Source organism: Legionella sp. D16C41 (genome assembly GCF_048541585.1).
Lineage (GTDB): Bacteria > Pseudomonadota > Gammaproteobacteria > Legionellales > Legionellaceae > Legionella_C.
In genome coordinates, this window is sequence record NZ_CP183303.1 from 925,380 (window position 1) to 949,341 (window position 23,962).

Here is a 23,962-nt window from a genome sequence, read left to right on the forward strand (position 1 = left end):
AAAAGCCTGTACATTTTAGTTGTATTTTAGCGATTATTTGTCAGATGTAATGTATCAACCTTCGATACAAGCGGGCTAAATAACAGTTAAACCTTAACTTCCGCATTTTGAAATAGTAATCCCTACTGTTTTCCTTATGATTTAAATATATACTTATTGTATATATAAATAGCAATAAGGCTTCTTGTTTATTGCTTAAGAGGGAAAACTTATTATGCTCTCTCTAGAAAATATTACACCTGAAGAGTGGGAATTTGCTGAGCGTCATTTAAAAACGGTCCCTGAGGGAACAAAAATTAAGAGAACTAATTGGAAAAGAAAATACACTCATCCTGACACTAAAAAAGAAGTGACGCTTAAACATTCTTTTATAAAAATTGAAGACAATATTTATGCGTTAGCATCAGGAGAATATTTGGGGGAAGGTAGCTACGGAAGAGTCAAACTTATTAAAAATAAGAATAATGAATTATTTGCTATAAAAATTTCAAAGGAAATTAACTGGGATGAAGCAGATATAGCAAAAGACTTAGGAATAGAAAAAGCACGACCAATCCATAGAAAGGGTAGTTCTAAAAAATATCATGTTATGAAATACTTAGGACCTAATCTTTCAGATTTTCTAAGGCAAAATGATTTAAATGAATCTCAAAGACTTAATATAGCTTTACAATGTGTAATACAAGTAGATAATTTCCATAAAGGGTACATAGCTGCTTCTGGAAATAAAAGGATTCATAGAGACATAAAGGAAAGTAATTTTGTAATCCTAGCGGAAAAAGTTACTTTAGTTGACTTTGGAACAGCAAGACAGATAGAAAATAGCAATACCACTGTTTATTATGAAGTTTGTGGTACTCCTGGTTATATGGCACCTGAAGTTGATGACTATGAGGAAACCTCTGTTAAATCTGATATCTATTCATTAGGAGTTATTTTAAAAAATATAAATAAGGGAAATAAGAATGTAGATTATCTTGCTAATTTAATGCGGCATAAAAAGCCGCAATTAAGGCCTGATTTAGACTTAGTAAAAATTTTTCTAATGGTAGAATTAAATAATCCTGCTGTAGAGTTATATAGGGAATTAAATATTCCTACAGAGCAAGCAAAAGCTGTAACTGTAGCAATGCTATGTTCTAAATCTGAAAAATTATATGATGAGGAGTGTATTAATCCTATTAAAAATAATCCCCTTTTATGTAAAGCATTATCAATTTGTTATGATTATTTAAAAGCTAAGGATATATTTTCATACCATGGACAGAAAGCAACAGAAAAATTGGTTGTTAAACTATTAACAAACACTGCGCTACATACAGAAGAAACAATGAAGGCAGAAATTGCTAGTTATTTAAATGGGAAAGGGGAGTATGGCACGTGGTATGGTGGTGCTTCTAGCTCAACGGAGGGATCTAGAATGTCTTATATGTCTAAAGGCGGATTATTTGCTTTAAAAGATCAAGATGACAAAAAGCAAGTTTCAGAAGCTTCTAAAAATGATTTAAGATAGCCAGAGCTGTAGAAGTATATAATCAATAATTTTCTAGGTTGAGAAGGCTACTAGTTGCTCTATTTAGCCTATTAATAAAATTGATTAATTTTTAATTCTTACCCAACTCGTAGTTACAGGCTTTGGTAACTTTCCAGTTCCTATTAGCGGGGCTGGCGCAACTCCCGTAATTGCTTGTATTTAATTTTAGGTTTCTTAATAAATAAATAAATAAATCTTTGAGCTATATTTGACCACTTGGAGTAGTCGCTTAAATCCTCATAATTAAAATGTAGCTGTATCTATATCCCAGAATTATAAAAAGAGGATTAATAAGCCGCTTGAGTTTTCCCTTATAAAACTCAAGACAATTATTACGGTATTTTATTTGCAAATGACAACTATATAGCGCTAAATTTCCTTTAAAAGACTTAATTTTTAGATTATATAAATAGCTAAATAAGTCTGTGACAGGGTAGTGTTTGTAAGGAATCTTGTGTATCAGCATTTGGATCCAAAAAAGCACTTTTAAAAAATCCCATGACTCTATGCGCACGTTGCTGTGCTTCGAAAGCCCAACTTGCTAATAATAAAGAGTTTTTTAATTCGTCTCTTAAAGTTGGATGAATTTTTTCCTGATAGTTTTGGAAAATATTGTTTACAATAGCTTGCAAATCTTCGGCACTTAAATATTTCTGAAAATCTTGCAAAGCCAATAAGCCTTTTTTAATGTGCATAAGATAATTGGCAGGTTTATGTTGTTTAATATTTTCAGTAATCGTTTTTGACAGTAGATTATCAATTTGTGTCGCCAAGGTTTGGGGGTTTGACCAATTTTTTGGACTTAACAGTTGTTTAATTAGGGCGGCTAATTGTTGTAGTTCTTCTGGTTTAGGCTCTTCTAGAGAGAGCTCGCCAAAATCATATAAGCCTAAATAAATGGTGTGCGATTCCTCATCAATAAGCGCTCGCAGTTGATTGCCATGGCGGTCACTATCAAACTGCTTTCCTTGCAAGATATGGATTAATTCCAAAGTCACAATAGCAGTAGCAATGACTTTTTTGGCCGTGCATTGTTCTTGGCTGTCTTCAGGTAAATCATTAAATTCAGTGCCATACATCCGCTCAATTACACGATAACCATTCCCGCTGCAGAGATTGGTGGCTGAAGTTAACAAAACATTGTATTGTTGGTTTTGGAGCGTTACTGATAGTGGTAGCTGATACATGGTATGAGCAAGCGCATTTTGCTTATCAGAGATATGGTAATCTAATTCAGCTTCTGACAAACGCTTTGCTTCATCTAGCATAGTACTTAAAGTATCACGCATCGCTTGTGCTCTAGGATGTGCACATTGCTCAATAGTTTCCTTAAGTTGGTCAAAGCCTTTTTCCGCTTGTGCTTTAGCCTGTTCACGTAACAAAATCAGTACTTTCTGATTACCAAAATATTTATAGTCAATATCTAGCGCTAAATTATAAGAGGCTGAACCTAATAAGGCACCGACGTGTTTGATATTGGCTATTTCATTATCGGGTAAGACTTCCGTTAAAAGACGCCATAAATCCCAGCGGGCTGGTGGATTAGCACGGCCCTTAATGTGATGTAAATCCTGCCGAATAGATTCAGGCGTTTGGGGATGACTATGAATCGCTTGGGCAAGTTTAATATATGCAGGTCCCATATGCTCACAAAGTAGCGCTATTTTTTTACCTATTCTTATTTCGTTTGTTGTAGTTGAAGCCTTATTAGTGACTACAATTAAGCCTGCCAAAAGAATACTTCGTTCATATTTATTAGCAACAGCAAGATAGGTTTTTAAAAACTCTAAGGCTAATTCATCATCTGAATTTTTAAGATGAGCCTTAGGAAATAGTTTATGCGCTGTATAAACAAAGGTATCGTTATAGGCTGCTGTAATTTGCGTATCAGTCACCACCTCACTGGCAGGAAGCGTTAATTGATCCAATAAGACTGCACGCTGAGTTAAATTACAATCCCAAAAGTGATAATAAAATTGACTAAGCGCTATCTTGGTTTGACTAATTTGTTCAGTTCTATCTTTATTTGTCAATATATAATCTGAGCCATAATAGAGATCACATAACTTACTTGCTTTTTCGTGATCAACTAAATAAGTAGCAAAATTGCTTACAGACTCTGGGGTCAATGGTGTTGAAATAAAATCTAGTGCGTTTTCTTTAGTGAGCTTGTCTTCACCTAAAAAAGAAGTAGTCGTCGCTAAATTAGCGAGAATGAGGTCATTTATTTGATTATTTTCCTGTTCATGATCTTTTGAATAACGCTCGGGACAAAGTGTCATCCCCATCAATTCACTCACTTGTTGCTGAGATTGAATTGACTTAGCTAGCTTGGCTAATAAGCGCTCTAACTCAACGTTAGTTAGCTTCTTTGAAAGACTTACAATAATAGTTTTTATTTTGGTGAGATAGATTTCTGTATTGTCATCAGGACCTAGTAATTCGCTTTGGATACGCACCCATATTTTAATGAGACTATTACGTAAAGCAATATCCGTTAATGGTCGGCCATATTGTTTGCTATTTAACAAAGCATCAATTGCTTCGAGTTGTTGCTCCTTTGGCTTTGCTTTTAGTTGGGTTAAAAGTAATTGTCCCCATTGCTGTTGCTCAGTAAAGGAGGTAAATAAGAAATTTGCTTCATAAGCTTTATAAATTGTTACTAGCTCGTTAATATCTAATTTAGAAAAAAGTAAGTCAGAGGGTGTTTGAGTAATACTTGATTTAAAAATTTCTTTTTGATTTACACGGGAATTAATAGTTTGAAGTGCTAGTAATTGCGCGGTTTCATGACTAAATAGATGGTAGGGGCCGAAATTATGAAGATGCTGTTTTATAATTTGATTAACACCTAATACCACTCCATTTAATTGTTTTTTATTTAGTTCTTCAAAAAAAGGTGCTAAATACGTCAGTGTAAATTCTTTATCAGGAAAGCCAAGGTAGTGCCATAATAAATGCGGCGGAAAATCATAAATTCGCTTTTCATTAATTAAAGCAATTAACTGATCAGTGCTAAATAAAGAAAAAGTTTGATTTTCATAACGTTGGTAAAAACAAAACTGATAATAAAGCGAATTTAACGTTAATTCACTAAACGTCATATAAATGTTAAGCGATTTTAAATCACGTTTATCTTCCCGGCCTAAAAAGAAGCTTTTTACGATGGCTTTCTCTTCTGATGTCCCTGTTAGAGCAATTTCCGTAAATTTAGCTAATAAACAGCGCACAGTAGGATTATCATTATTTAAATTAATTTTTACTTTGTTATTGTACCAATCAGCAGCACCGCGCAGTGCTTTAATATTATTATCATAAAATTGAATAAATTGTTGTTCAAAGGGCTCGGTGCTCTGAAAGGTGTCTACCAGGTGATGGTGTTTTGCAGAGTCTTGAATAACCGCTATGGCTAGTTCACCCGCATGAGGATTATATTGCTTTAGCTGATTAGGCGTAGAAAATTTAATTAAATTGATATTATTCTTTGATAGCGCCGCTTCTTTAATATTATCAGAAATATTTGCTAAAATAAGGGGATGTGTTTTAATCCCTAGATGCCATAAACATTCAGCAATATCGCCTTCTTTATCTTCTGTTGCCCATTGTAGAAACCTATCAATACCTAAAGCTTGTTCTTCATTAAAGCCTTGCCACTTAATTTTTTGTCCAATTTGCGAACCAAAAAAGCGTGCATCTCCGAGTGGCAATCTACCCTGATGACTTTTTTTGTAAGCTTTTATATATTTAGAAGCCCAGATTGTAGTTAGATGAGGGTGCAATTGTTTAAAAAGATTTATAAAAATTTTGGCTTGTTGTTTAGCTGCAGCTAGATTAGTAGCATTGCCAAAATTCTTAACACTGTCTTGTAAGTCTTTAAAAGGGCCTAACGCTTTTAATTTTTTTTCAAGCGTACGGAAAACCATTGGAAAGGGAATCTGTTGAATGGCTAAATAAATCCGGTCAAAGCCAGGGACTTTTAATGCAAAAGCGTGAGCAATGAGTTCATCTACGGCTTGAACCTGCGCATCATCAGACCAATCAATCGTTAAGCTATATAAAAGTTGACAAAATTCGCGTACCCGAACACTAGGGGTATGTGTTAATTCATAAGGCAATAATTCATGTTCTTTAAGTGAATCAAGTTTCTTAGTTAAATAGGTAAGTTTTGCAATGATAGAATCTTGTTGATTAAACTTATCTAGATAGAAAAAGGATGGCTTAACAGATGATAATTCATTGCGTACTGCTGTTAATGTACCAGAAAAAACGTGCTCCTTTAAGTTAGCTGTTTCAGAAGCAAAATAAGTCATGAGGTTTTTAATTCGTTGCTCAAATGTGGCGGGTAACGCTTTTTGTCTTAGTACATGGTCCATCATTTCTGGTAACGTTTGCGAAGGTTCCTCATCTTTATGCAATTCACGAAATTGTTGGGCCCGCCGTAGATAGTTAATGACGGTTTCACCATTACCGGTTAGATTTAAGGCTTCGCGGTCTAATTCATAGTGTATGGAAGCACTTAGATTATTATTAATGCCCACGCCATACCGTTTAATCACCAATAATTGTTGGGCTATTGCAAACCGTAATTCAGCGATTAACGCTTTGTCATTGGTATGGTTAAAAAACTCACGGTGAAGAATAATGGTTGGTTCAGGAAAGCCTGCTATCGTATGAATCAATTGATTTCCAGCTGTAGTTAGGTAAAATCTAACCTTCAAATCGAAGTTAGCAGGCCTTACTTCTTCCACTAAATCATTTAGCAATTGGTTTGTTTGGGTAAAGTAGTCCCCATCCATAGCAATTAATTGATTTTCTTCAATGAGTGCCGGTACTAGCTTGTCTAGTTGCGTATTACCAGTTGTTTGTAAATAAACATCATTATCAGTTAAATTACGTAGTAAATCTGCATCTTCAATATTAAATTTTGTAGCCGAATAATTTTTTTGTTCACCGCCATCCATATAGCGATGAGATAAATAGTCAGTTGCTTTAAAGACTTCTTTTTTCCAGGAGTCAAAGACAATCGCTTCCTCACCCCAGGTTGAAATGTCGGCTAAGTCACTGTTTGGATCACGATTAATAGCTAAAAAGACATGATTGTCATCAATAAGGCCTTGATTATAATAATCGTTATGAATTGCCTCAATGACAGTGTTCCAAGGTAAACGATTTTCTTTCAATAACTTAACTAGCGACAGTGTTGTATGTTCACCACATTGTCCAACACGTACATGCATCCGCTCTAAATACAAACCCTGGCAGAAATAAGCAAGCTTTCGATTGAGGTTGGTAATATCAGACTCATCTAAGCTATTTACCAAAGCACGTTGTGATAGAAAGTCCTTGCCATATTGCTCTCGGTAATCAGCTAAAGCCTCTTGTTGCTTAAAGCGTTCATTTAAGTCATTATCTTCAATTACTAACTCTTGGCCTAAATAGAGTGTCTCTAATAATGTCGACAAATTTAGCTTAAAGTACTGTTCTATCTGTTTTTCTAAAATGACTTGATCTCTTTTAAAGAAATCTTTATCTGTTCCTTCTTCCATCTTTGGCAATTTATCACTTGAAAAAATATACTTTTTTTGGATGATAAGGTCATCCCGTAATTTTTTGACACTACGTTGTACTTCACTTTGAAAAGTTTCTTTAAGCTCTGGTGTTAAGCTTGTAGTGGTACAGTTATTGTCGTGTAAAAATTGCTTAAATAATCGATTAAGATGTTTATAAAGATGATATAAAAAATACTGCTCTGTGCCATGCTCTACATAATTCATCACCTCTTCTAAACTATCAAACCGATTAGGTGTCCAGATAAGCTGTTGATTAATTTCCTCATTAATTTGTTTAAGAATAGCTAGGTTTTTATCAGTCTTGCTTTGCATCAGAGTTCCTACACAATTTAATTAGAATTAATAATATTTTTTATAGCAATTAATACATGCCTAGATTCTTTGGCTAAATTTTAATAATTTTATTGAAATATAGAGAATAATTATTAATCTAATTTTTTAAAGTTAATACTAGTTGGATATATTTTAGAAAAAATAACAATATTGTGAAGATAGTAATTTGGAAACTTAAAATTGCCATTTTGGAAAAAAGAGTTTATACGGAGCAAGATTCAGTTATGAGTATCGAGAGGCAATAATGTAATACTTTCTCGCACTATGATTCCAAGATATAATTTGGCGCGAAATAGTTGATTTAAATTATAATAATAAGGAAAGCTATGAAATCAAGAAATGATACTTTTTTTGCCTATATACCTAGGCTTAGCATAGATGAAGAAGATTTAAATCAACACGGGTTTAAAGTAATAACAAATGATAAGCAAAAACTTCACTTAGTATTTCAAGAAGGACAAGAAAAAGAAATCTATATTATAATATCTAAAGAGCGATTCAAACACAGAAAAGAGGCTATTAAATTTTCTGAAACTCAAAACTTGCCTCTTAGTGATCCTGCTATTTCATTATTTTTAGCTATGGCAGGAGTTTGCAATGAAAAAAATAGTTTCATTCATGATGCTCTGGTCTTTGAGTTTTCTGAAACCCCAGATCCTAATTATAAAAGTGGGATATGGGCTTGGTCTGAAAGTAATGAGGATGGCGCGATGTTATTGTGGGATGGACAAGAAACAGACTCAAATGTATTTTCAGTAGAACAAATTAAAGAATTATTCAAAATTGAGCCAACATTGCCAGCAATATGTAGTAATTTTAAATAGGATTAAGAGTAGCTGATTTGATAGCATAGCTCCTTTAATCTTGTCCCAATTTTCGGACAATAACCTGTTAAGATATTTGAAAAAAAGTGGTATTCCACAGCTAGACTTGAGTATCAAATCCTTCTGAGGCTTTTACTCAAGCTAAAAATATTAAAGTCTTTCAAATCATAAGGATGTTACGATAATATTTGAGGCCGCGTGATAAAAACAACATTTGTTTATAATTTAATATAAATAATTAAATTGGAAATACACGCTACTTTATACTCGAAATTGGTACCATAGCCCTAATGATTGACGATCTTGTCATGTGGATTTATCCTTAAAATAGGCTTAAGTTAATGAAAAGGATTTTACTTGGAAAAGAATATTGGATGTAATCTTTGTGATATCAAACTTGATTTTGATTTTACATTTGCTTTTCAACCAATTGTTGATATTAATAAGAAAGAAATTTTTGCCTACGAAGCATTAGTGAGAGGATTACACGGAGAAGGTGCGCCGGAAATTCTTGCAAAGGTTAATGATAAAAATCGTTACCAATTTGACCAAGCGTGCAGAATAACCTGTATTACTAAGGCACAACAATTAAATATAAATGAATGTATTTCGATTAACTTCTTACCTAATGCTGTTTATTCCCCTGAACTTTGTTTACGGACTACTATCGCTGCTGCCGAAAACGCTAATTTTCCGCTCGAAAAAATTATTTTTGAAGTAACCGAGAATGAACAAATTAAAGACCCTAGTAAGTTACTATCTATTTTTAAGTACTATAAAGAACGAGGCTTTTGTACTGCCATTGATGACTTTGGAGCAGGTTATTCTGGTTTAGGCTTGCTTGCCGATTTTCAACCAGATTTTATCAAAATTGATATTAAATTGGTGCGTAATATCCATATGAGTCCTGTAAAACAAGCGTTGATAAAAGGAATTATTTTGACCGCAAATTCACTTAATATAAAAATTATTGCAGAAGGTATAGAAACAGCTGAGGAAGCGCGTTGGTTTAAAGAAAATGAAATCTTCCTAATGCAAGGTTTTTATTTTGCAAAACCAGGATTTGAATCTCTACCAGTTGTTAATAATTGGGAGTTAATTTAAATTATCCGTCTTTTAAGATATTTCGTTTGGCTAAAGCAATAAAGCAGGATAAAAAAGCAAAAATAGTAACTCGTTATTTGCTAATAATGAAACAACTAAGATGTTTAATTTAATTAAATAAAAAGAGATCTAGTTTACTTAGAGTTATATATCACACAATTTGTTAAAAAATTTGACAAATATAGCTATTCTTAATTATAATTGGCGTTCGAAATGATGCTTTTTTAGATTTAAATTGGTTTTTACGCGATAAAAAAATGCTGCAACGCCATAAACTTAAAGAAACTAGGATAAAAGCAACACCATGGTGGGCAGCAGATCGTGAGCGTTTACTGACAATCGCTGCATTGCACTCTCCTTGTTATGTATATAATAGTTCCATTCAAAAAGCTAAAGCTGAACAATTATTAGCTTTAAACGCTATTGATAGGCTTTTTTATGCCATTAAGGCCAATTCCCATCCAGTAATTCTTAAGACATTGGAACAAAAGGGCATAGGTTTTGAGTGTGTTTCCATTCAAGAGTTAAATAGAGTAGTAGAGCTTTTTCCTAATATAGAGCAAAAACGCATATTATTTACACCGAACTTTGCTCCAAAACAAGAATATGAGTATGCTTTAACTCTTAATTGTCACATTACTATCGACAGTCTCTATCCTTTAGAACACTGGCCTGAATTATTTAAAAATCGACAAATTATTGTTCGTATTGATCCTGGTGCAGGTGCGGGACATCATAAACACGTTCATACTGGTGGCAATGAATCTAAATTTGGTATTACACAAAATGATATTAGCCAAATTATTGCCTTAACCAAAAAGTATAATATTGAAGTGCTGGGTTTACATTCGCATTCAGGTAGTGGCATTCTAACTCCTAAATTATGGCAACAAACTGCTTCTATGCTTACCGGGCTCTCCAAACACTTTCCAAAAGTACAATTTATTAATTTAGGCGGCGGCCTTGGTATTGTAGAAAAGCCAGAACAGCTGCCAATGGATTTTACTCAACTAGACACTTTACTGCTAACAGTAAAAAAATATTATCCTCACCTACAATTTTGGATGGAACCGGGACGATTTTATGTGGCCGAAAGCGGCATTGTGCTCGCTAAGGTGACTCAATGTAAAGTAAAAGGTAAAACTAAGTTTATAGGTATTGAAACTGGAATGAATTCATTAATTAGGCCTTCTTTATATGGCGCTTATCATGAAATTGTTAATTTAAGTCGATTTAAGGAAGCTAAGACAGAACTATTTCATATTGTTGGGCCAATTTGTGAATCAGGCGATACACTAGGGTACGGCCGCTTATTACCTTATACCCATGAGGGCGATGTCCTTTTAATTGCAAATGCTGGCGCTTATGGTTATAGCATGAGTTCACACTATAATTTAAGGCCTCCCGCGCAAGAAATTATTATAGGTTGAATAAAGTTTTAATTAGAATTTATTAATAGTTCCTTCAATTGCGCTACTAGGATTTAGATACAAAAATAAGGTTACAATTTATGCAAAAGAGAGGTGCTTACTTTTTCCCTATAATCCTAATTATGTCCATCGTCTTTGGAGGCATAACAGGCTACTACTTCGGTGAATATACATCTTATCTAAAACCTATAGGGGAAATATTTCTTAATTTAATTTTCACAGCTATTGTTCCACTCATTTTTTTTAGCATCTCATCTGCAATCTCACGTAGTGGCGCCGCAGGAAAACTAAGTAAGATTATTTTTTACATGGCTATTGTTTTTATATTCACTTCTCTAATAGCAGCTCTCTACACTCTATTTATTGTAAAAATGTTTCCGCCGGCACAGGATGTTCAACTCCCATTAACACTATCTACACCAACATCAAACGTGAGTTTTTCAAGTCAAATTGTCGGAATTTTTACTGTACCTAATTTTAGCCAATTATTGTCACACGAACACATCTTAGCGTTAATTTTATTTTCAATTTTAGTAGGTCTTGCTACAGGAAAATCAACGGAAAAAGGCTCGGCTTTTTCTATTTTTTTACAAGCAGGTGAAGAAGTCTTCATGCGTGTTTTTTCTATCATTATGTATTATGCCCCCCTTGGTTTTTTTGCGTACTTTGCAGTTTTAGTCCATGAACTAGGGCCAAAACTCATGGAAAGTTACTTAAAAATTACCATACTTTATTACGTCTTTGCATTTCTCTACTTTCTCATTGCTTTTACCTTTTATGCTTATTTGGCAGGAAGAAAACAAGGCGTAAAGTTATTTTGGCGTAACATTTTCCTTCCAATGGTTACCTCAATAGCAACTTGTAGCAGTGCTGCCAGTATTCCAGCTAATTTGTTGGCAACAAAAAAAATGCATGTTTCACCTGAAATCTATGAGACAGCTGTTCCTCTTGGTATGATGATTCATAAAGATGGATCTGTTATTGGAGGCATGTTTAAAATTGCCTTTTTATTTGGAATTTTTCATATAAGCTTTTCGGGTGTGTCAGTGTTACTTACAGCCATCGGTATATCTATACTGGTTGGTACTGTTATGGGTGCCATTCCAAGTGGAGGCATGATTGGAGAGTTATTGATTCTAAGTGCTTATGGATTTCCACCATCTGTGTTAATCGCCATTGCTGCGATAAGTATTATTATTGATCCATTAGCGACTATGATCAATGTAATCTGTAATAGCGTAAGTAGCTTGATGATTGCTCGGCTCGTTGATGGAAAGGACTGGTTAGTCAAGCTATCTTAAAATTTTGGTGAAGATATGACCTTAAAATTCACGATTAAACTTGATAATAAGAAAGTAAGAATTTATTTAAATAGTAATGTTGTCACAATTGAATCAATTGAAGATTATTTAAAAGCTGAAGGTTATAAAAACATTGATTCAATTATTGAAATTGAATCAAAAGCCTATGCTAAAGTCTCAAAGTTATAGGTTAAAATCTTACTCGCTTGCATATAGTGTTTATGGAAAAGCAGATAATATGTATCTTTAGATCGATGCTTGGTTCCCTATAAGAAAACATTATAATGATGAGACTTTAGCTAAGGCAATTGAAACCTGGATAGCACCTATATCACTTCCAGTGGACGAAAGTGTCATTGTTCCTAAACCTAATACGAGGGTAGAAGACTTAAAGTCTAGAGTTTACGTTACTGTCTTTGAAGCAGAAAATGTCTTTTAGGAGACGTTTTAAAATTAATAACTAATTTTGAATCTAGTATGCTAACTATAAGAAAACAAGCCGGGCTTGAAGGCGATAAGATTCCTAGCGAAGTTGTTGTAAGTTTTGAAGATAATTTATCAATAGCAAAACATGCAAAAGGATTATCTGTATTTGGTTTAATGCCTGCCTAAAATTCCTCAGGACTAACTCAACAAATCCTTATTATGCAAACTCCTATTCTCTTAGCTAGAGATAAATAACCTACTTAAATTGATTTTGGGAGCCAGAGTTAGTTTGGCTCCTGTCAAAAATTTGCTTTTAACGCAACCAACATTTGCTAATTAGAATTGCCTTTTGATTAACTTAATATAAAGTATATCATTTGGTAAAAATCAAAAATATTTCTCACTTAAAGTTGTATTTTATCTTGAAAGATAAAGCCCAATCTTATTAATACAAGCTAAATAACTTGACAACTCTGATGGTGCTCGGGTTGTTCTATAATATTTACTGGTGTAACACTATATCCATTTTCTTTTAAAATTTCTATAAGGCCAAACCCATTTGATATTAAATGTCCTGCACCCACGGCTATGAATAGATTATATTTATCAAGTAAGTTTTTTATTGCAAAGCAATTCTCATTAAGATCCTCCTGATTAAATAACTCACATAATTTTTTATTAGAAGAATTAAAGTTATTTACACCATTATTAAACCAAAATTGATTTCTATTATTTATAATAAGTTTCCTATCTACTTCTTTATGGTTAAAGTAATCGTACGTTATATCTTGATGTAAATAATGCTTTTCTGACCTGTGTAGCATGGCTTTATTTTTAATTACTCGTTGAATCACATAAATAGGAATTCCAATAGGAAAGGTAAGCGTAATTGCTAAACCTTTTGCAATATTTTTTGGTTTGAATAATCTGCTTGCTTGAGCTTCAGCTAATGCGTTAACACCTTGATCAATTTTTTCTAAAGGAAGAACAGGTATTCCAAGTTCAGTTCCTAGAGAAGTTAAATTGTAATCCATCGTTTTTTTATATTTTTTTATAACCTTATCTTTCATTGGTAGCAGAGACGAACCTTCAAAAATTTTATCAGAGTCGTTATCTACATCACCAACTTCAGTTAAAATTAAGTCAACTGAGTTTAATATATTTGAATCTACAATATTTTTAATTATAGGGTTAGTTTTCTTTACGTCTAGCTTATGGTTTGTACCAAATAAATAGCTAACTTTAGTGGTATTTGGATGTGAAACTTTCCAAATCAAGGCGTTTTGTTCAGAGTTATTTTCCCATTTATTTTGCATCTACTTCTCTTGGTATTATATTAAAAACGTGAGCATCTTACTTTTTATTTAATAAATGTCAATGATAATTTATTGATTATAAATAACTTTATTTTCTCAAGGACGAAATCAGGCTGGTATTACGATAATGATTCCAACGTGATGCTTAGACAAGCATAGCCGAAGCAAAGAAGGCAGCCTAGTTGGTAAACCTATTTCTCTACTATGATATAGATTTGTTTCTACTAAAGCTAAACGGCCTACCTAAGTCTATTGATCAGCGCTTGAAAAATATTACGGGAGAATACTTACATTTTTATTATCGTCTACTTGAATATTTTGCAAAATGACATTATTTGCTAACGCTTTGATGCCATCATTAGCTAGGTTTATTTTAGCGCCACTATCAATATGGATATTATTTGCTGTTATTTCATTAGATCTATTTATAAAAAACTTATTGGTCGTACTAAGTCTTTTAAAACAAAAGTTTATTTTAAACCATTAAGAGCACTTTTAGGAGAAAAATTAGTTGCCCACTCTTTTTCCTCTTTAAAAAATAATTGTCTTAATACTTTGGGCGCTTTAACAAGTAAACCCGCTTTAATAGCTAGGATTTTAATGTCTATTACAATAGATATTTGTGGGCTATTAATTATAGTTAATTCTGCAAAGCAGCTTTTTAAATGTTTCTTAAACTCTAACTGCATAGCTGGAGTTGGGTTTAAAAAGTAATCTATTGCTGATTGTTTTAGTCTTATGGCAGCAATAATTATTTTATTGCCATCGACTACATTTCCTTGTGCTTTCAGCTCTTCACCATAATTTTGGAGTGATTCAATTTGTTCATATAAAAGAAAACGCTTATATGTTTCTTTTAATATATTCTTGATTGCAGGTTGAAGATTAAAAAAATCATCAGGATCTTCTCTAAGAAGCTTTTTAATATCTTCGCTAGTTGGCCTATTGTCTGATGTCATTGCACAAATAAGTTCAACAAGTTCTTCATTGCCTAAGAAAGAAGCATCCGATAATAATCTGACTAATTCCTCTCTTGGTGGCTTATTATCAGTCTTCATCTGAATCAAAAACTGCAGTACTTGATAGTTAGAGAAAGTATTTGCCTTATCTAAAATAGCTGTAATTGTCGTAGTGCTAAGTTTAATTTCATTCGTTAATCTAATTAGGATTTCTATGATGTCCCATTGATTATTTGCTAACGCCTTGTTAGCGACTTCTTCTATAATTTCACTATCTAGTTTGTTTGCAGTGGTTAGTGAGATAAGTGATTGTACCTGTAGTAAATCCTCTTCTTCTGCTGCTTTTATTAATTTTAATTTTACTTGCTCTGGTGTGAGATTAGCTAGGTAAGTTCTATATATTTCGTTATTAGAAAATTTACTATCTATAAAAGTTGACGCGAATTGATATAAAGATGCATCTTTTTGAGTTTTCAAAATACATTTGGCGCTTTGAACAAATTCATCACAGTATATAGGCCATTGTGTTTTTAATTCGTTAGGTAGTTCTTCAAAGGCTGAAAAAAGTTGTTCAAGATAAAATTGTATTTCAATATTTTTGCTTATATTTATACCTTTACGTCTTAAATAATCATTAAATTTAACCGAGTGACCATCTATCTCTAATTTTACTTTATATTGCGTTCGAAATTGCTTCAATGATTTAGATTGTTTCGTATCAATTGGTTTTGGTGAATTTTCTGTATGTTTTCTTATAAAATCAGTAAGGTGAGGTACTTTTAATAATTCATTGGGTAATATCGCCCAGGCCATTCCTTGCTCATTAGGCAAATCTGAGCGTTCTTTTATTAATTTTAATAAATTGGCTAATCTATAGGTGCCATCAGGATGTTTGGCTGTACAATCTTTGGCTACTACAAGGGAGGCTGTATGACATGAGTAGTTATCGCTTTGAAAAGCATCTTCTACCGCATAGGTTGGAATAGTCGTATCTTTAAAAAATGATTTCACAAATTTCAATTGTTTATTTTTTCTAGCTGTACCTTGAGAGTCAATAACTAACAGTATTTCTTCATTGTTTTCTTTAATATATAAAAGAGTGAGAGAGTGGTGTCCTAGGCTTTTTTCATTAATAATGAAAGCTTGACGATAATCTCTAAGGTTTAAAATTTTTTTTCTTAAACGTTTTATATCAAATTCTATAAGGTCTAAATTGTGGTGATAAGTTAAATTGGTAGAATATTTTCGATTATAAAAGCGAATAGCAATCTCAATTCCACTTGGTTTTAATTCTACTCTAGACCCAACGGCATGTCCGAAAATAGTTTCTTGTTGTAAAATAAAATAATTATTAAAAATAAACTGCTTCATAGCGATACCTCTGCTTTTTGTAGAGTAATTTTAGATTTATTACTAAAAAAAACATTACATACTGTGGTGTGTTTTCCTTGCGTGATTTTGAGCACTTTCATTAGCCTGTTTTATCCTTTGATATACCGCATATAAAGAAAAATCTCTTTTTAAAAAATCATTAAAAATAATTAAATATTTAAACAATAAGTACTATTTTAATACTAATGTTGTTTGGTGGGAACCTAGAGATTTGGAAATTATAAATTTACAAATTGGAAATAAATGCCAGATAAAAATAGGATCTTAGTTGCAGGGTATTTTTGATTGTCTTTATAGACGCTACAAATTCCGGCGTGTTGCAACAGTGCTATTTTTTGTTCTAATCTTACCTTAAGTAGTGTACTTTTCTGTCTAAAATACGCATTTATTTAATAAGATAACTATGACATTTATTTTAACGTTAGAACTGGATTCAGTGCTGCAAAATTTTTTTGAGCAACAACGCCGGCAGTACTATCCCTCTAATTTAAATAAAGTTCCAGCTCATGTGAGTGTTTTTCATCAACTTCCGGAAAAACACTTTGCTAAAATTAATACCAAGCTCAATGAAATTACATCGACTAATGTTTGTGTGCCGGTAACTATATCAGGGATAAAATTTTTAGGTAGGGGCAATGCTTATTCTCTAGACTTTGACCAAACGTTATTTTTACAGCTGCGTAAAGCATGGGATAGTTGGTTAATTTTGCAAGATAAACAAACTTGGCAACCTCATGTTACAATACAAAATAAAGTTTCTATAGAAGAAGCTAAATTATTAAATCAAGCACTTTATACTCAGAATGCCCCTTTATGGGGAAGTATTATTGGTTTAAATTTATGGCGATACTTAGATGGACCATGGGAATTCGTTAAAATGTATCAGTTTCAACTCTAATGCTGCTACTTATGCAACCTATAAAAAGTAACGAGTTTTTTTAATGGAAAAAACTTTCCGCCCCAATATATCCCTTGTCTTAAAATACATAAACTGACAGAACGTATGCCTATATATAAAGTTATCAGCGCAGCCAGCGGGTAACAAAGAGCATAGACTTTTGACACCTTTAATTGGTGACAACTTAGCATGACTGCAAAAACCATACTTATAATCGATAGGCTACTAAATAATAAACTTAAATTACTAGATAAAGTTAAGCCCAATAATGGAATAAATATAAAGGTCAGAAAACTAAGTAATGCCATCACTGATTTAACAAGGCTAAAATCAAAGAAAGCAAAAATATTTTTTTCAAACCCAAATTTACACGCCCTAATTGTTTCATACCACGGAAGAGTTAATAAACTTTCCGAGTTTGCGATGCCTTGTTTGATTAAGTGCTGTTTAAGCTGACGTGCTAGGCCAACGTCATCAATCGGATTTAAGGCTAAAGACTCTACTCCGCCAATTAGGTTAAGTGCCTCTCTACTTACACAATTAAAAGCGCCAATTCCTACCGCATCTTTAGAGTTCTTACTCTTAATTCGCCAAGGCATCATAGAAAGCAACATGATATAGAGTAAAAAAGGCATAAATATTTTCATGCTCAAATGTGTTATTTCAATTTTTGGTGATAACGTTAAATGCTCTAACTTTTCAGTTAGCATATAATCTATAGCTTTACTGAGCGTAGAGGGTTTAAAGTTAACATCAGCATCGGTAAACACAATATAATCACCTGTTGCATGTTTCAGACCTTCATGCAAGGCATGTGGCTTGCCTAACCAATCAAAGGGTAATGTTTTTATTTTTATTAATTTTAAATGTCGATTTTTGTTAGCTATTTGATTTGCTATTTTATAACTTAAATCTGTGGAGCGGTCATCTACAGCAATAACCTCATAATTAGGGTAATCTAAGGAACACAAGGATATCATAGCACTGTTTAAACTTTGTTGCTCATTATGAAAAGGAACAATAATAGATATTTTAGGCCAGACATGCATATGGTTAATACAGCGCTTTTCTAAGCGCTCAGTGGAACGGTAAAGGTAAATAAGATTAAATAGGCTATATACATTGCCTATTACCACTATAAACAATACCACTAACCAAAGCCAGTAAAGGGATAAGTACATCTTTATAATTTTAACTCAACTGAAACTTTCTATATTAATGGTAGGCTAAATAAAATTAAACCTTAAAATTAACTAGCTAAGGGGAAAAGTGCTCAATTCATAAAAAATAAGTGATTGAAAATAAAAATTAATTTTTTTATGATGAGAAGTTATATTTAAATTTTTTCTAGGGAGAGAAATGATATGACTTATAGATGGATATCTCGTCTTTTGTCTCTTTGTATTTTTCTTGTTTCATTTTCACATGCTGCCGTAGCCCAAAAAGCGGTTCCAGTCAGTATAAAATATGAGAAAAATTCAATTGTGATTAACAATAAATCCGATAAGGATATTAACTTAAATAAGACTAAACTGCGGTTTAATTATTTTGGTCGAGTATTTAAAATTACGACGGAGCAACAAAAAGCCTCAGAAGTTAAATTTGAATTACAAGACATGAGACAAAGTGGCGGTAATAAAGTTTATACTATTTCCTTCGATAGTAACCAGAAGAACATATTACCTCCCAACGCCTCTTTGAAATTAAAATTGGTGACTGATAAAAAAGATGTTCCTAACAATTTTCAATTCCTTGCTCCTGAGCCCGTAAATGTCACTGTTTCAGTACGTAATACAGATTGGGTTGAAGTCATCTCCATTTGTAATACATCAGGAAAGAGTATACCGCTAAATAATATTGAATTTGATTTCAATTACAGCCTACCTATGCCAAAAAACATCTGGGGATCTCCATGGGCTGATTGGAAAGTAGCTAGTCAAACAGGAAATCAAGTGGTTTTGATAGGTGGTACACCCTATACTCCAGAGCTTCCATCTGACCCCGGTTGTATGAATCCACTTACCATAAAATTTAATGCTTCTCCTTCTGCACCTGCACCTACAGGCCCATTTGTTTTTAAAGCAGAAACAGGTAATACCTCTTTAGTGGGCAACCTACATATTAGTTTAGGCGCAGCTCCAGATGGGACTTTACCTAAGCCTGTTATAACCGTTGCAGGTTCCAATACAAATCTCCAAAAAACACTTAATTGGGGAACTAATTGGGATGTTACTAACTTACCTGTGGGTACGTATACGGTTTCTGGCTCTACAGTTAGTGGCGGCGGTCAAACCTATTTAACCGATCCTCTGAATGTTCAAGTACAAAACCAGCAAACAACAAATGTTACGGTGAGCTATCACGTTACACCAACGACAGCAGTCACAGTACATCTTATTAATGCACCTACTGCTCAAGTTCCTTTGACCTTGACAGGAAAAAACTCAACGCTTACTCGAACTGTAACGAATGGTACAGTGTTAAATTTGGCAAAAGATACATACCAGGTTGCATCCAATATAACGGGGTACAGTTTTGTAGCTATGCCTAACCCGTTAGTAGTACCTAATACTGCCGATCTAAATATTACTTATACGCCAACTAACAATGGTGATGCTGGAAGTCGCAAAATTAATTTTGTGAACCAATGCCCATTCTCTGTTTGGTTTGGCTTTATAAGCGGAGCAACACCAAATAAAGCGGGCGGTGAGACCTGTGTAACGGATGCCGATTGTCATCCTAACAATACGTGTGTTGACAGAGGTGCTGGAGGAAAGCATTGTTTCTGGACTAATCCAGTTCCAGCAGATAATAACTTTAAGCTGGCTCCCAATGGTGGCTCTAATAGTGTAGTAATCCCATTTGTTACATTACCAAATGGAGCAGTATGGAGTGGTGCTGCTGCAGGTCGAACAAATTGCACCGCTGCTGGATGTGAAACAGGGGATTGTGGTGGTGGAGAGGGCGGCTGTCCTGCAGGAAAAGGATTTAAACAACCTGCCACACAAGCGGAGTTTACATTTCAAGTATCAGATTCTGATTACTATGATATTGAAGCCGTAAATGGATTGAATATACCAGTGGCTATGGCTCCGATTAATACACCTGTCAATCCTAATGATCCTTACAGTTGCGGAGCACCAGGTGCTACGACTCCAATTACAAATGTCGGCGCATGTACTTGGAATTTAAACCCTAACTTGGTCGAATATAATTGGGTGCGTGCGGGTGGCTCTGCTTGTACAGCAAGTTCTGATTGTCAAAACGGTACTGTTTGTGGTTTAAGTTTTAATCCAGGTAAAACGCCTTTGCTGCAAAAGACATGCGGAAAGTTACTTGGTTATTGGAACGCAAACCAAATCTGCGGTGTTCAACCAAATTATGGAGCGCCTTTTAATTGCCAACAACAGTTACCTGCGCCTAATAATGCATTTAAAGTATTTCAATTGCTAGGTTGTGCTCCCATTCCATCCTGCTATCAAGGTAATGCCCAAAATAATTGTTGTGGTTGTGTGAATTGGGATCAAGTGGGTGTAAATGTTCCGCCTGCGCCTTTCACAAAACAGTGTGTTAATAAGAACGATTATTGGGTTTCCAATGTAATGCCTGGTCTGAAGTGGATAAAACAAGCTTGTCCTACTGCTTATACTTATCCCTTTGATGACATGAGCAGTACCTTCATGTGTAAATCAATGAAAGACAGACAAGGTACTCAAGTAAACAGTGTGGATTATACGATTACCTTCTGTCCTGGCGGTAAAACAGGGGGAGTATCGTAATTAACAATTTTATGCAAGTAAATCGGAGGCATAAGCCTCCGATTTTATTAAGTAAACCCCGATAAACCCTTGCGACACAGCAATCGCGTCAAATAAACAAGTTAGGCAAGAGGTCTATTGCACCTTTTGAAGTAGAAGGGAATACAAGATGAACTTAGGAGAAATGTTTATGAAAAAAAAATCGATAAACTATAGTGTTATCGGATTTTTGTTACTGCAAAAAAGCATCTTAGTTTATGCGCAATCGATACCTGATGTCGGTATAAATTTTCAAGGTAATAATATCATTCTTACCAACAATTCCAATAAACCTTTAAATCTAAAAGATATCAGCTTACAGTTTGATTACAGTGGCCAAATTTATGAAATAAAAAACGCAGAAGATAATAGCGTTCTAAATTTCTCCTATAGACCAAGAGGCGTTGATACAGATAGCATTATTTATGCCGCTAATGTATCCAGAACGGATCAGAAATTGTTACCCAAAAAATCAGTAAAGTTGGTTTTACAAACGGATAATCGGTCTTCTCCACGTGGTTTAACGGTGAATACCGCCCCCACTCCAGTCAATGTTAGTATTAGCGCTAATAACTCAAATTGGACCAATACAATTTCCATTTGTAATACTTCTGGAAAAAATCTTTCTTTGCATAATATTGAATTGAGTTTTAATTATTCATCTCCTATGCCTTTAACCATTTGGGGTAAGCCCTGGGCAAATTGGCAGATTGCAAGTCAAACAAATGGGTCTGTTATTTTAATAGGTGGAACAGAAACGACTCCAGACTTGCCACCAGATCCAAGTTGTATGAGACCTTTAAAAGTTAAATTTGAATCTTCTCCTTCTACACCTTTACCTACTGGACCATTTGTCTTTAAATCAGACACAGGAGGCAATCTAGATGGAGCTTGTACATTTGATAAAAATAAAACCTGTACTTTGTACAAAGATATATTAAATGATATATCACCAAGTGGTCTGCATTATTATGGCCCAACGAATTATGATCATCGCTTTTCAGGTGAAATCAATGTTTTTAAAGCAAATTTAGTAACCCCCTATACAGACAATGTGAATTTACCAGGGCAAATTAAATTAACAGCCAATCGAGTTAATAACACTTTGTTTAATTCTGGGGAGATTATGACACGAGTCAACCTGGATCAGGCGCCTTATAATTCTCCAACAAAAATTACACCATTTACCACTAATGATATAAAACATGGTTACATTGAAGCACGAGTGAAATTACCCAAATGTGATGTAAGTGATGATGGATTATGTCAAAATAATGCTGCACCCGAATCCTATCATCGTGGCTTGTGGCCTTCAGTTTGGTTGCTTCCTACGCATGATACAGATTGGCCTATGAATGGCGAAATCGATGTATTTGAGGCTTATCAACAGGGTAGATCTTTAAGTGAAGGAACAGCTACTTTACATTTTAATGGCAATGATCCACGTTGCGGCAATGGTGATTGTAAGTTTGTAGGTTTCCACTTACCTTCTGCCTTTAGCAATGGTCCTCTTTATAATAATTTTCATACCTGGGGATTTGAATGGGAGCCCGATCCAAATAGTGCTAAGGGCGGAATGATTCTTAATGGCTATTTCGATAATGTGAAGATTTGGGGTCCACTTGCTACTGATAGCTTGCCTGCAGATGGTCCCAATGCTTTTGCTCGTGGTTTCCATGATCCAAATGGTGGCTTTTATTTTATCACTGCATTGGCATTAGGTGGTGGTTATGCTGGAGCTCCCAGTCCGCATTTAAAAAGTGCCAGTATGTATATACAAAGTGTAAAAACTTATTCTGTGAAAACAGGCAATACACCCCCTGATAAAACTTGTTTACCTCCAGCAAATATTAAATCTACTTATACGGCGGATAAAAAACAAATTACTCTCACTTGGGCAAAACCTGCCAATTCAGATACTATAGTAACCTACCAGGTAAATGATTGGCAAAATAAACTTATGTGGAAAGGCAATCAACTGACCTTTATAGATAAAACACTGCCTGGCAAGAATGGTAAATTTACCTATTTCCTTTACTCAAATTGTACTTCCGGTATTTCTAAGGGCGTGCAATATGATGTAAACATTCAGTAGGGTTGCTATTGTTCAATTAGCTGTAACGTTATTTCTTTATTTGCTGGGCTTTTCAGCCCAGCCTACGCTTGCTATCGATGCCGTTCATTGTATTAGAGCTTTATACTTTGGGTCTCTTAATTTCATTTTCCTCTAACGTTTTATCAGTTGGCATTGAGCAATTGAATCTATTTGTTCATCACTAGGCCTTTTACTCTTTTTCGAAAAAAGCGACATTGGGCTTTGAGAGATTGAAGCAGAGTTTTGGGATATATCCTGTACTAATTTAGACTTGTTTTCAAGTTTTAAGTTATTGTTAGTATTTTTTGCTACTTGTTCTTTACTATCTTGTCCATAACAGTCAATCATTTCTTGAGGAAAATTAAATAAATCCTTTGATTCTGTTAATAATGGTTCCTCATCTTTATTTTTATAAATAACATTCATATCTTCAGGAAGAGAGCCCTCAAAGTCATAAGGTGCAATAGAATTGTAACTAAGAAGGTTAGAAGAAGAGGCAGGTGTTATGAAATGACAATTTTCTTCATAATCTTCCACTTCAGAAGTAAAAGTACTCTGGGTTTGAGCAGAATAGTTTGAAGAATAGCCATAATTATTACTATCGTTATTATTTTCAAATGAATCAACGAAAATGGCCGGTAAAGCATTAATTGAAGGCGTGCTTAAACTAGCGTAGCTTAAGGCGTCTGATGGGTGACTTTCTGTACTAGCATCGATAGGTTTAAAATATAACCCCTGTGCTTTTCGATTATCCCGAGCAACAGGACCAATCTTCTCTAATACAATTAATTTATTTATCATTATAAAATTGGCATTTTATTTTTTCTTCTACAAAAGGAATGTGACTCAATGACCCTTCATAAGCAGTACAAGTATTAGCATAAACCCAAACTTTATTTGCCTGTTTTTTCTTCTGACTAGTTAATGCTTGATACCTTAAAGGTTTATTTGAGAACATGATAAATAGCCTATAAATTTATGTT

At 33.9% G+C, this 23,962-nt stretch carries 15 protein-coding genes and 1 pseudogene; 10 read left to right on the top strand and 6 right to left on the bottom strand.

The genetic code is table 11. The features are described 5' to 3' along the window. Nucleotides 1-214 precede the first annotated feature (214 nt). On the top strand, nucleotides 215-1,513 hold the full coding sequence (locus ACNVED_RS04090; protein ID WP_419420488.1) for a protein kinase domain-containing protein: 1,299 nt from the start codon (nucleotides 215-217) through the stop codon (nucleotides 1,511-1,513). Between the two features lie 434 nt (nucleotides 1,514-1,947). On the opposite strand, the gene ACNVED_RS04095 is transcribed toward ACNVED_RS04090, so the two are convergent. After that, complete coding sequence (locus ACNVED_RS04095) at nucleotides 1,948-7,416, bottom strand: hypothetical protein (protein ID WP_419420489.1); 5,469 nt, start codon at nucleotides 7,414-7,416, stop codon at nucleotides 1,948-1,950. Nucleotides 7,417-7,763: 347 nt separating this feature from the next. On the opposite strand from ACNVED_RS04095, the gene ACNVED_RS04100 reads away from it, so the two are divergent. The 6 genes and pseudogenes from ACNVED_RS04100 to ACNVED_RS04125 all read left to right on the top strand — a co-directional run bounded on the left by ACNVED_RS04100 (nucleotide 7,764) and on the right by ACNVED_RS04125 (nucleotide 12,708). Then, nucleotides 7,764-8,261, top strand: a complete 498-nt coding sequence (locus ACNVED_RS04100; RefSeq protein WP_419420490.1) for a hypothetical protein — start codon at nucleotides 7,764-7,766, stop codon at nucleotides 8,259-8,261. A gap of 357 nt (nucleotides 8,262-8,618) precedes the next feature. Then, nucleotides 8,619-9,365, top strand: a complete 747-nt coding sequence (locus tag ACNVED_RS04105; protein WP_419420491.1) for an EAL domain-containing protein — start codon at nucleotides 8,619-8,621, stop codon at nucleotides 9,363-9,365. Between the two features lie 290 nt (nucleotides 9,366-9,655). Then, nucleotides 9,656-10,795, top strand: a pseudogene (lysA, locus tag ACNVED_RS04110) (diaminopimelate decarboxylase); the annotation flags it as partial. 80 nt (nucleotides 10,796-10,875) lie between these two features. Next, nucleotides 10,876-12,096, top strand: a complete 1,221-nt coding sequence (locus ACNVED_RS04115) for a dicarboxylate/amino acid:cation symporter (RefSeq protein ID WP_419420492.1) — start codon at nucleotides 10,876-10,878, stop codon at nucleotides 12,094-12,096. 15 nt (nucleotides 12,097-12,111) lie between these two features. Further along, nucleotides 12,112-12,285 carry a hypothetical protein gene (locus ACNVED_RS04120; RefSeq protein WP_419420493.1) on the top strand — a complete coding sequence of 58 codons (174 nt, stop codon included), beginning with the start codon at nucleotides 12,112-12,114 and terminating at the stop codon, nucleotides 12,283-12,285. Nucleotides 12,286-12,573: 288 nt separating this feature from the next. Next, entirely contained in the window at nucleotides 12,574-12,708 is a 135-nt protein-coding gene (locus ACNVED_RS04125) for a hypothetical protein (protein WP_419420494.1), read from the top strand. 269 nt (nucleotides 12,709-12,977) lie between these two features. Here the strand turns inward: ACNVED_RS04125 and ACNVED_RS04130 are convergent, their stop codons facing one another. Both ACNVED_RS04130 and ACNVED_RS04135 read right to left on the bottom strand, forming a co-directional pair. Further along, entirely contained in the window at nucleotides 12,978-13,838 is an 861-nt protein-coding gene (locus tag ACNVED_RS04130; RefSeq protein WP_419420495.1) for a hypothetical protein, read from the bottom strand. A gap of 470 nt (nucleotides 13,839-14,308) precedes the next feature. Next, nucleotides 14,309-16,168, bottom strand: coding sequence for a hypothetical protein (locus tag ACNVED_RS04135; protein WP_419420496.1), 1,860 nt, complete (start codon nucleotides 16,166-16,168; stop codon nucleotides 14,309-14,311). A gap of 424 nt (nucleotides 16,169-16,592) precedes the next feature. Between ACNVED_RS04135 and ACNVED_RS04140 the strand changes: the two genes are divergently transcribed. Further along, a complete protein-coding gene (locus tag ACNVED_RS04140) occupies nucleotides 16,593-17,087 on the top strand; it encodes a 2'-5' RNA ligase family protein (RefSeq protein WP_419420497.1) in 495 nt (164 codons plus the stop codon). A 5-nt stretch (nucleotides 17,088-17,092) separates the two neighbouring features. On the opposite strand, the gene ACNVED_RS04145 is transcribed toward ACNVED_RS04140, so the two are convergent. Continuing rightward, complete coding sequence (locus ACNVED_RS04145) at nucleotides 17,093-18,268, bottom strand: glycosyltransferase (RefSeq protein WP_419420498.1); 1,176 nt, start codon at nucleotides 18,266-18,268, stop codon at nucleotides 17,093-17,095. 183 nt (nucleotides 18,269-18,451) lie between these two features. Here ACNVED_RS04145 and ACNVED_RS04150 point away from each other — a divergent pair, with 183 nt between their 5' ends. Beyond that, entirely contained in the window at nucleotides 18,452-20,866 is a 2,415-nt protein-coding gene (locus tag ACNVED_RS04150) for a thaumatin family protein (protein ID WP_419420499.1), read from the top strand. 169 nt (nucleotides 20,867-21,035) lie between these two features. Continuing rightward, complete coding sequence (locus ACNVED_RS04155; RefSeq protein WP_419420500.1) at nucleotides 21,036-22,979, top strand: glycoside hydrolase family 16 protein; 1,944 nt, start codon at nucleotides 21,036-21,038, stop codon at nucleotides 22,977-22,979. 132 nt (nucleotides 22,980-23,111) lie between these two features. On the opposite strand, the gene ACNVED_RS04160 is transcribed toward ACNVED_RS04155, so the two are convergent. Continuing rightward, the gene (locus tag ACNVED_RS04160; protein ID WP_419420501.1) at nucleotides 23,112-23,780 is read right to left on the bottom strand and encodes a hypothetical protein; all 669 of its coding nucleotides are present in this window, start codon (nucleotides 23,778-23,780) and stop codon (nucleotides 23,112-23,114) included. Beyond that, nucleotides 23,770-23,937, bottom strand: a complete 168-nt coding sequence (locus tag ACNVED_RS04165; protein ID WP_419420502.1) for a hypothetical protein — start codon at nucleotides 23,935-23,937, stop codon at nucleotides 23,770-23,772. The genes ACNVED_RS04160 and ACNVED_RS04165 overlap by 11 nt, the downstream gene beginning before the upstream one ends. Between the last annotated feature and the right edge of the window lie 25 nt (nucleotides 23,938-23,962).

Coding starts and splice junctions, on each gene's coding strand:
- ACNVED_RS04155 (WP_419420500.1), top strand. CDS start 21,036: ATGAAAAAAAAATCGATAAACTATAGTGTTATCGGATTTTTGTTACTG.
- ACNVED_RS04140 (WP_419420497.1), top strand. CDS start 16,593: ATGACATTTATTTTAACGTTAGAACTGGATTCAGTGCTGCAAAATTTT.
- ACNVED_RS04130 (WP_419420495.1), bottom strand. CDS start 13,838: ATGCAAAATAAATGGGAAAATAACTCTGAACAAAACGCCTTGATTTGG.
- ACNVED_RS04100 (WP_419420490.1), top strand. CDS start 7,764: ATGAAATCAAGAAATGATACTTTTTTTGCCTATATACCTAGGCTTAGC.
- ACNVED_RS04135 (WP_419420496.1), bottom strand. CDS start 16,168: ATGAAGCAGTTTATTTTTAATAATTATTTTATTTTACAACAAGAAACT.
- ACNVED_RS04125 (WP_419420494.1), top strand. CDS start 12,574: ATGCTAACTATAAGAAAACAAGCCGGGCTTGAAGGCGATAAGATTCCT.
- ACNVED_RS04095 (WP_419420489.1), bottom strand. CDS start 7,416: ATGCAAAGCAAGACTGATAAAAACCTAGCTATTCTTAAACAAATTAAT.
- ACNVED_RS04160 (WP_419420501.1), bottom strand. CDS start 23,780: ATGATAAATAAATTAATTGTATTAGAGAAGATTGGTCCTGTTGCTCGG.
- ACNVED_RS04145 (WP_419420498.1), bottom strand. CDS start 18,268: ATGTACTTATCCCTTTACTGGCTTTGGTTAGTGGTATTGTTTATAGTG.
- ACNVED_RS04090 (WP_419420488.1), top strand. CDS start 215: ATGCTCTCTCTAGAAAATATTACACCTGAAGAGTGGGAATTTGCTGAG.
- ACNVED_RS04165 (WP_419420502.1), bottom strand. CDS start 23,937: ATGTTCTCAAATAAACCTTTAAGGTATCAAGCATTAACTAGTCAGAAG.
- ACNVED_RS04115 (WP_419420492.1), top strand. CDS start 10,876: ATGCAAAAGAGAGGTGCTTACTTTTTCCCTATAATCCTAATTATGTCC.
- ACNVED_RS04150 (WP_419420499.1), top strand. CDS start 18,452: ATGACTTATAGATGGATATCTCGTCTTTTGTCTCTTTGTATTTTTCTT.
- ACNVED_RS04120 (WP_419420493.1), top strand. CDS start 12,112: ATGACCTTAAAATTCACGATTAAACTTGATAATAAGAAAGTAAGAATT.